At 67.5% G+C, this 2474-nt stretch carries 3 protein-coding genes; 1 reads left to right on the top strand and 2 read right to left on the bottom strand.

Going from position 1 to position 2474, the window contains the following annotated elements:
• Nucleotides 1–384 (top strand): C40 family peptidase (locus tag ABZ803_RS35215; RefSeq protein WP_357046201.1); only part of this gene is annotated, 384 nt, incomplete at its 5' end.
• Between the two features lie 9 nt (nucleotides 385–393).
• Here ABZ803_RS35215 and ABZ803_RS35220 read toward each other — a convergent pair.
• A complete protein-coding gene (locus ABZ803_RS35220; protein ID WP_357046203.1) occupies nucleotides 394–1554 on the bottom strand; it encodes a transglycosylase SLT domain-containing protein in 1161 nt (386 codons plus the stop codon).
• Nucleotides 1555–2015: 461 nt separating this feature from the next.
• A partial coding sequence (locus ABZ803_RS35225) for a phage tail tip lysozyme (protein ID WP_357046205.1) occupies nucleotides 2016–2474 on the bottom strand: 459 nt, incomplete at its 5' end.

Here is a 2474-nt window from a genome sequence, read left to right on the forward strand (position 1 = left end):
ACGAACACCGGCAGCGGTGCGACGGGAGCAGCCGCGAAGGCGATCCAGGTGGCCCTCGCCCAACTCGGTGATCCGTACGTCTTCGGCGCGGAGGGGCCGAACGCTTTCGACTGCTCGGGCCTGATGCAATACGCGGCGGCCGCCGCCGGTGTACGGATTCCGCGAGTCGCCGCGGATCAATACCGGACATTGCCCAAGGTGAATCCCCGGGACATCAAGCCCGGCGACCTCATATTCCCGTCCGAATCGTTCAAAGGGGCGAACAACCCCGGTCACGTGATCATGTACATCGGCAACGGCATGTGCGTCGAGGCTCCGCATACCGGTGGCCACGTCCAATACCGGAAGCTGCCCAGCAGTTACGCGGCCGCCCGCTGGGCCTGACCGTCCGGCTCAATACCCCACATACGAGCCGCCGCCCCGCATCTGCACGATCCCCGGCACATTGCCGACCGATCCGTATCGCTCGATGGCATAGCGCACCCCCGCGACGATGTTGTCCACCGGATTCCAGATATCACGGTGTCCCGGAACGGAATACGCGTTGAACGTCGGATCGATGGTCTGCATCAACCCTTTCGAGGGGATTCCCGCCGCGGCATTGCTGTCCCAGAGATTGATGGCGTTCGGGTTGCCACCGGATTCGTGCTGGATGATCGCCGCGATATCGGCCGGATCGATCTGGCGGGTGTCGTAGCCGTGCTGTCGCAACACCTGTAACGCTTCGTTGATCCATTGCCCCTGCTGGCCGGACGGGCGTGTGCGCGGCGGCCCGCCACCGGGTGCCCGCAGGCCGGAGTGTGACGTGCGGCGAGGTCTGCGCGGCTGGGCCGGCCGCGATTCGCGCAGATAGCTGTCGGCCAGCGCCGCCACCCGATCGGCGGTGAGCACCGTCGCGGCCTGCCCCTGACCCAGCACTGTGCCCGCGCGTTGCAAGGCGTTTTCGAGAGTGGAGATCACCAGTTGCCTGCTCGCGTTGGTGTCCTGGACATTGCCGAGGGCGGTCAGGGCGGTGTTCACCTCGGCGACTATCGCTCCGATCGCGGCGCGCCCCTGTGTGGTGCTGTCGACCGCGCCGCCGAGAATGCGCTCGAGTTCGGCGTTCATCGACTGCGTCGCATTGCCGTGGCGAGCGCGATTCTGGCTGCTCGCGGTGTACTGCGAGCCGAGTGCACCGTCCCACACCACGGGGCCGCTCGGTCGCGCGGCGTCGACATCGGGGGGCGCGTAGGACTTTCCCGTCACGGCGGTCGGGGAACCGTCACCATACTGGGCCGCGATGGCGGCCAACGCGCCCATCGCCGCGGCTGCCATGGGCATGGACGAACCGGCCATGCCGAGCGCGTCCGAGCGCGGAAGGGAAGCGGAGCCCGAGGCAGCAGTTGTCTCGGATGCCGACGGTGCATTCTGGGCGCGCCCCTGAGCCGTCGCACCGGCCGGCGCGGCGCTCGGCGCACCTGCTTGCGCCCGCGGGATCGGGGTGGGAGCACCGCGCGTCGCGGACTTGGCGGGGCGGCGCGGCTCGGTGGTGGTGGTGGTGGCGCTCGCACGCATGTCGCGAGGATCGCCGGGATCATCGGAATCCCGCTCGGGCGGAGTGCGATCCGTCGGAGCCATCAGTCCCCCCGATGCGCGCGGACACTACGAACGGTGATCACAGAGGCAGCCACGATTCACCTTCCGCCGGACGCCCCGCTACGCGCTGCCGATCGCCGGACACGATCAGCGCGTGCTGGAGCCGGAAGAGTTCACAGCCGACGCGGCAATCCGCGCCGATGCGGTGAACTCACGCGGCCTTGCCCCGGCTGTCGGCTCACCCGACTCGGAATGCCTCTTACTCGGCGCTCGTCCCGAAACGTATCCGCAGCTTAATGTAGATATCTCTCGCGCACGGCCTCGCCTGTTCCCGCTTGCGGGAATATCAGTGCCCCCGGTCCCGGCGCGCGGCAGCGGGGCGTCCACGGGGCGCCTCGGAGAAAGAGTGCACCGAGCGACCCTACGAAGGCCGGGTGAGGTCAAACGGCGACGTTGCGCATCGCCGAGGCAATGCTGTTGGCGTAGGCGATGCGCTGCCCTCTCGCCTCACCGGAGCTTCTCTCGTAGTACTGGTCGAAGACCGCCGCCGCGTAGGCTGGCGTCTGTGCGGCCCGGAGATATCCATACGCGGTGGATTCATTGCTGCGCAATTCGGCCATCATGAAATCGACCTGGACCTTCCAGTCGGTGACCGGCTTTCCGCGAGCTGCCGCGAACCGCTCCAGGGCCTGCCGTCGCCCACCCCGCCACTGACACAAACCGATAGCGCCTTCGCCCGAGTTGTACGCGCTGGTCTTGAAACCCGACTCGACCTGGATATTGCCCACGATCCCCGCGGCCTGCGCGGGCGTGAGTCCATGTTTCGATATGAGGTAGCGATAGACGTCCGCCGGATTGGCGTTCGAGCCCCCGGGAATGTTGTCGGCGCTGCCGGTGGA

Origin of the sequence: Nocardia sp. NPDC047648 (genome assembly GCF_040642815.1) — a bacterium.
Lineage (GTDB): Bacteria > Actinomycetota > Actinomycetes > Mycobacteriales > Mycobacteriaceae > Nocardia > Nocardia gamkensis.